Origin of the sequence: Acinetobacter sp. SwsAc2 (assembly GCF_013391465.1) — a bacterium.
In the GTDB taxonomy this organism is placed as follows: Bacteria; Pseudomonadota; Gammaproteobacteria; order Pseudomonadales; family Moraxellaceae; genus Acinetobacter; species Acinetobacter johnsonii.
This window is the reverse complement of record NZ_JACBEZ010000042.1, coordinates 22,523-28,876: the sequence shown is the minus strand read 5'-3', so window position 1 is coordinate 28,876 and position 6,354 is coordinate 22,523. Positions and strand designations below refer to the sequence as shown.

Below are 6,354 nucleotides of genomic sequence, written 5' to 3'. Positions count from 1 at the left end.
TAGAGGAATAGCTACTCGATATGACAAGCTCAAAAGAAATTATCAAAGTTCTGTTGCTTTAGCCTGTATATTTTTATGGCTACCTTTATAGGGTTAATTATGAACAGTAAATGTCAACAGACCCTATATTTTACTAATTGAATAAATACTAAAAATTATTGTTTTGTCGGTGCAGAGAATATCGGTGTTTACGTTTTTAGGCTATTACTTTAATTGTAATTTTATTGCTAATAATGTTTTAGGTATTGAAACTTCTAGATATAGTTTTTAACTCTTTTCGAGTCTTGGGTAGATGGTTATGAAAAAAATTAATGTTGTAGGAACCTCTGCCACGGGAAAGTCTATATTTTCCAGAGCTTTGGCCGAAAAGTTGGATTTGCATTATATCGAGCTTGATAATCTATTTTGGCTTGATGACTGGCAAGAATGTCCCGATGAAGTCTTCTTTGCCAAGATTGAATCAGAAGTACAAAAGGCAACACAGGGCTATGTGATCGATGGTAACTATACCCGCGCCATTCCTGTGAAATGGGCGGAAATTGATACTGTTATTTGGTTGGACTTACCGTTTCCAGTCAACCTTTACCGTTCAGTGAAGCGTGCGGTTCAGCGGGCATGGGCGCAACAGGATTTATGGGAAAACTCGAATAATCGGGAAAGTTTGCTGCGGATGTTTGGTCGGGACTCGATTATTTGGTGGATGATCAAAACACATGCTAAAAACCGACAGAAATACTTAAAAATGATGCAGATGCCTGAATATCAACATATACAGTGGATTCATTTAAAGACACCAAAACAAGTGAGTCGTTTTTTAGACCAGTTGGCTGTTGAAAAGCATAGCGTTTAAATAAAAAAATATCAGTGCCTACTCAGTGATCAAGATGAACCTTTAAGCTTTAGTTACATAAATCTGCTTTAATCTCAAAGGTGGCCGATGCCTAATAAATAAAAAGATTAAAAAGAAAAGGAGCAGGATATGCTTGCAGAAATTACTGGGATGGGACAGGGAAGTATCACGGTGGAATTACAAATGATTCCCAGAAAAGGTGAGTCAGTCAAAATTATGTATGGCCCTGATGCGGAGCTTGAAGGCGAGGTGGTTTTGGTTAATCATTATATTAATCAACATGCCAATCAGCATAAGGTGCAAATCAAAATCCGGCCCTTCAATCTTCTAATTACCGCCTGAAGAAATTGAGACCATAAAAAAGCGCTCTTTGAGAGGAGCGCTTTGATATATCTCTAATAGCTTATAAGCCAAAATAATAGCCAACTACACAGATCAAAATCGTAATTATGATTAAAGCAAATACCCCGGTTTTCCCCGATTTGTGGTGTGTTTCATGAGGCTTGGTCTCTATCGCACTTAATTTAGGTGTTGGATGATTACGTGCATCCAGTGGTGTGGTCGTATCTTTGGGTGTGAGCTGCGCGGTTTGATAGTGATTGGCCACTTTCACAATGAACTTGGTACTTAAATCATCAATCTTTTGTTCAAAATGACGTAGGTTCAATTGCTCATCTGGCGTGAGCACTTGGCCTTCTGCATTGTAAGGATGTTGAATTTTAGTTTGGATAAATGCTGATAGTGTATCTAAACGATACAGCGTTTGGTGTGCATAATCAGCAGCGTAATCTGTTGGTAAAAGAGCGAGATGATGGGCTTCATCTGAGGCATCTTGTTGTCCATAGTAAGGTAAGTTTACCGTCTCAGGTTCTACTAAACCTTGTGTAAATGGGGCACTAAACAGTTCTTGTTCGGTAAAGTTTTCGATTTCATCCCATTTCGGCGTTTGTAAGTCCGCTTCAATACGTTTGCTGAGCTTGTGATTTAGTTCAAAACGCCATAAATTTTCGCTACGGATTGAGCTTTGTTGTGTTTTTGGAGTTATAAAATCGTGTTCAGCGCTGTACCATTCAGCTAGTTCTTTACCAAAAATCCAAGCAGTTTTTTGCTGTGCTTGATGGCTCACAATAATATGTGGTGTAGCGAGGAGTTCAACATTTGGGTTAGGGTTCTTTTCATCTGCTAGCAATGTTGAGCTATGCAGACTGAGCTGTTTGACCCCTTGTTTTTTTAAGGCTTCAAGCCACACTTGAAAATGCTGAGCCAGTAAATGTTGGCTATTCAGATCACGAAACTGAAAGCAATGTCGGTCAAAAATGGCATGTTCTAACCAACGTTGGAAACTTAGGTTGTGGCGTAAATATTCATTGCCATAAGTCACTAAAGTAAGTTGTTGTTGCCAAATAGGATCAAGCGACATCGTTTGTTGTTCTCTTCTGTGATGGCCCTATCTTAACCTGATTATAAAACCATGTACTAAACAAATTTTCCTGATCGTAGAGCTTCATCAACGTGCTTAAAAACTGATAGAATATGGGGTTTTATTAATTTTATAAATTGTTGCTTTGAGAGTTACTATGTCACTGGAAGCCCTGACCACTGAAGCGCTTGCTGCGATTGCAGCAGCAGAGGACCTTGCTACACTCGATCAAGTACGAGTGCAGTTTACGGGTAAGAAAAGCCAGCTCGCTGAGCAATCCAAAGCTTTAGGTAAAATGGACCCTGAAGAGCGTAAAAATTTTGGTGCGCAAATTCATGCAGTCCGCGAAGCGATTACCGGTGCTTTAACTGAACGCCAAACACAATTACAACAAGCGGCGTTGGCGCAAAAACTTGCAAGTGAAACGGTGGATATTACTTTACCGGGTCGTGGTCAAACGATTGGTAGTATTCACCCCGTTACTCAAGTACAAGAGCGTATTTGTCAGTTCTTTACCAAAGCGGGCTTTGTGATTGAAACTGGGCCAGAAGTTGAAGATGACTACCACAATTTTGAAGCTTTAAATATTCCAGGGCATCACCCTGCGCGTGCAATGCACGATACTTTCTATTTCGATGCGACACATTTGCTACGTACCCATACTTCGGGTGTGCAGATTCGTACTATGGAAACCCAGCAACCCCCGATTCGTATTGTGTGCCCAGGTCGTGTATACCGCTGTGACTCTGACCAAACGCATTCGCCAATGTTCCATCAAATTGAAGGTTTGTATGTGGCTGAAAATACTAGCTTTGCAGAACTGAAAGGTTTATTGGTCAATCTGTTAAACGAATTCTTTGAAAAAGACTTAAAAGTGCGTTTCCGTCCATCTTATTTCCCATTCACAGAGCCAAGTGCTGAAGTGGATATTATGGATGAGCGTGGTAAATGGTTAGAAGTGCTTGGTTGTGGCATGGTACATCCAAATGTCTTGCAGGCAGCAGGGATTGATCCTGAAAAATACAAAGGCTTTGCTTTCGGTCTAGGTGTGGAACGTTTTGCGATGCTTCGTTATGGCATCAATGACTTACGTATGTTCTACCAGAACGATGTACGTTTCTTACGCCAATTTGCTTAATAGTTTAAACAGTTATTTTAGAATTATTGAAATCCCCCTAAATCCCCCTTTATAAAGGGGGACTGGTCTACCTAAAACGGTGGTGTGTTTTCCTCTCTTTAAAAGAGGGGTTAGGGGAGATTAAGGACATTGAATTTATGAAAATTAGCGAAAATTGGTTGCGTACATGGGTTAACCCAGCCGTTGATAGCAATACATTATCTGACCAACTGACCATGCTGGGTTTAGAGGTCGATGATTTATCACCTGCGGCAAAACCGTTTACTGGCGTGGTTGTTGGTGAAGTGTTGACTGTAGAGCAACATCCCGATGCAGACCGTTTACGTGTGACCACGGTGAATATTGGTTCAGGTGAACCTTTACAAATTGTTTGTGGTGCGCCAAACGTACGTGTCGGTATGAAAGCCCCTGTGGCGACCATTGGTGCTGTGCTTCCAGGTGACTTCAAAATCAAGAAAGGCAAACTTCGTGGCATTGAATCACAAGGTATGCTATGTGGTGCGTCTGAAATTGATCTAGAAGATAAAATTGATGGTCTTTTAGAGTTAGCCGTTGATGCACCTGTCGGTGTGGATATTCGTGAATACTTACAGCTTGATGATCATGTCATTGATATCAGCATCACGCCAAACCGTGGTGACTGTTTTAGTATTCGTGGTATTGCCCGTGAAATTGGGGTGATTAACCAACTGACCGTGACTGCACCTGAAATTAATGCTGTTGCTGCGACCATTGCTGATGAGAAAAAAGTCGTGGTGAGCACTGAAGGCTGCCCACGCTATTTAGGTCGTGTGATTAAAAACGTGAATACTAAAGCAGCAACCCCAGAGTGGATGGAACGTGCTTTGGTTCGCTCAGGGATTCGCCAGCACAGTATTTTGGTTGATATTACCAACTATGTACTGATGGAGTTAGGGCAACCACTCCATGCTTTTGATGCAGCAAAAATTCAAGGTTCAGTCCAAGTTCGTCAAGCGAATACGGCGGAGAAATTGGTTCTACTAAATGAACAAGAAGTTGAGCTCAATGAAAAAGTCATGGTGATTGCGGATGATGAAAAAGCATTAGCGATTGCAGGCATCATGGGTGGCTTGTCTTCATCTGTTACCGATGAAACCCAAGATATTTTCTTAGAGTCTGCATTCTTTGCCCCATTAGCCATTGCAGGTCGTGCCCGTAGCTTTGGCTTACATACCGATGCGTCGCAGCGTTATGAGCGTGGTGTAGATTTTGAACTCCCAATGCTCGCGATGCACCGTGCATCACAATTGATTGCAGAATTGGCGGGTGGTGAGTTCGGTCCGATTACGACTGTAGAACAAACGGCAGTTTTACCGAAGCGTGAAGCGATTGAGCTGGAACAAGCGCAAGTGGATCAATTGCTCGGTTATCGCGTAGATGCTGCATTTATTGCGGATGCCTTAACCCGTTTAGGTTGTGCTGTGACGGTTAAAGCAGAAGGTCAGTGGTCTGTAGTACCACCTTCACACCGTTATGACATGGCAATCTACCAAGACCTGATTGAAGAAGTTGTGCGTATTCATGGTTATGACAATATTCAAATCAGTTTGCCAAAAATTGAAGCGAAATTGGCTCAATATCAAGACCAATTTGAAATGGCTCAGCTGCGTCAAACTCTCGTGACTTTGGGTTATCAAGAAGCGATTAGCTTTAGCTTTGCAGACTTAAAGCTTGAGAAGCAACTCAATGCGGCTGTGAATCCTTTGGCTTTGGCTAACCCAATTTCAAGCGATTTAGCCGTGATGCGTTCAACACTGCTCTCTAGTTTGATTCCGTGTGTGCAATACAACGTGAACCGCCAACAAAGCCGTGTACGTTTCTTTGAATTAGGCTTGCGTTTTGACTATCAAGATGCTGAATTTATTCATGATTTGAAACAAATTCCTACCCTGGCAGTGATTGCAACAGGTGCAAAAACTTCAGAAACTTGGCATGCTAAACCTCAAGCTATGGATTTCTTTGATTTCAAAGGTGAAATTGAAGAAGTATTGGCGGCAGGTCGTGTGCAAGTAGACTATGTTCGTTCTGAGCGTAGCTGGTTGCATCCAGGACAGTCTGCTGAGATTTTAGTCGATGGCCAATCTATTGGTTACTTTGGTCGATTACATCCATCTTTAGAAGATGCACTGGATTTGAGCACAACTTGGGTGGCTGAACTTGATCAATCGGCTGTTTTGCAAACTTATGTATCTAATTTTACAGAATTATCACGTTTTCCGTCGGTTAGACGTGATATTGCGCTTTTAATTAGTGATAAGATAAATGTAAGTGAAATTCAGCAACTTATCGAAAAAACAGGTGGTGAGCTTTTAGACTCGACTTGGTTGTTCGATGTGTACACTGGGCAAGGCGTTGAAGACGGTAAGCGCTCATTGGCATTTGCACTTCTTTGGCAACACCCATCACGTACGCTTGAAGATGCTGAAATTAAATCCGGTATGGATCATATTTTACAAGTGTTGGAAAACACTTATCAGGCGACATTGAGGGCTTCATGACAGCATTAACAAAAGCGGAAATGGCTGACCATCTAAGTGAGCTCACGAGTTTAAACCGTCGTGAAGCTAAGCAAATGGTCGAGTTGTTCTTTGACGAGATTAGCCAAGCGCTAATCTCTGGTGAGCAAGTTAAACTTTCTGGTTTCGGTAACTTCGAGTTGCGTGATAAACGTCAACGTCCAGGTCGTAACCCGAAAACGGGTGAAGAAATTCCGATTTCTGCACGCCGTGTAGTAACCTTCCGCGCAGGGCAGAAATTCCGCCAGCGTGTGGGAAATGAGCAGATCGATTGATCTGCTTTTTTTTGCTTAGAATTTTTGGTGATTGTTTGGCTGATTCAATTCTTGCCAGATAATGGAATGTCGTTTTTTGATAAATTTTGAGCGTAAAAAAAGAGAGCCAAGGGCTCTCTTTTTTACTGACTAAT

6 protein-coding genes and 1 pseudogene are annotated in these 6,354 nt (G+C 41.8%); 6 read left to right on the top strand and 1 reads right to left on the bottom strand.

What is annotated here, in order from left to right; all coding sequences use genetic code 11:
* The 3 genes and pseudogenes from HYI04_RS14890 to HYI04_RS14880 form a co-directional block, all read left to right on the top strand.
* A pseudogene (locus tag HYI04_RS14890) lies at positions 1–91 on the top strand (IS5/IS1182 family transposase); the annotation flags it as partial.
* A 207-nt stretch (positions 92–298) separates the two neighbouring features.
* On the top strand, positions 299–850 hold the full coding sequence (locus HYI04_RS14885; protein WP_178896335.1) for an adenylate kinase: 552 nt from the start codon (positions 299–301) through the stop codon (positions 848–850).
* Positions 851–979: 129 nt separating this feature from the next.
* Positions 980–1,192, top strand: a complete 213-nt coding sequence (locus HYI04_RS14880; protein ID WP_176537181.1) for a hypothetical protein — start codon at positions 980–982, stop codon at positions 1,190–1,192.
* A gap of 61 nt (positions 1,193–1,253) precedes the next feature.
* Here the strand turns inward: HYI04_RS14880 and HYI04_RS14875 are convergent, their stop codons facing one another.
* On the bottom strand, positions 1,254–2,270 hold the full coding sequence (locus HYI04_RS14875; protein WP_176537182.1) for a hypothetical protein: 1,017 nt from the start codon (positions 2,268–2,270) through the stop codon (positions 1,254–1,256).
* A 157-nt stretch (positions 2,271–2,427) separates the two neighbouring features.
* On the opposite strand from HYI04_RS14875, the gene pheS reads away from it, so the two are divergent.
* The 3 genes from pheS to HYI04_RS14860 all read left to right on the top strand — a co-directional run bounded on the left by pheS (position 2,428) and on the right by HYI04_RS14860 (position 6,220).
* Positions 2,428–3,408, top strand: coding sequence for a phenylalanine--tRNA ligase subunit alpha (pheS, locus tag HYI04_RS14870; RefSeq protein ID WP_004979194.1), 981 nt, complete (start codon positions 2,428–2,430; stop codon positions 3,406–3,408).
* Positions 3,409–3,545: 137 nt separating this feature from the next.
* Positions 3,546–5,927, top strand: coding sequence for a phenylalanine--tRNA ligase subunit beta (gene pheT, locus HYI04_RS14865; protein WP_178896334.1), 2,382 nt, complete (start codon positions 3,546–3,548; stop codon positions 5,925–5,927).
* On the top strand, positions 5,924–6,220 hold the full coding sequence (locus tag HYI04_RS14860; protein ID WP_004649746.1) for an integration host factor subunit alpha: 297 nt from the start codon (positions 5,924–5,926) through the stop codon (positions 6,218–6,220). The genes pheT and HYI04_RS14860 overlap by 4 nt, the downstream gene beginning before the upstream one ends.
* Positions 6,221–6,354 lie beyond the last annotated feature (134 nt).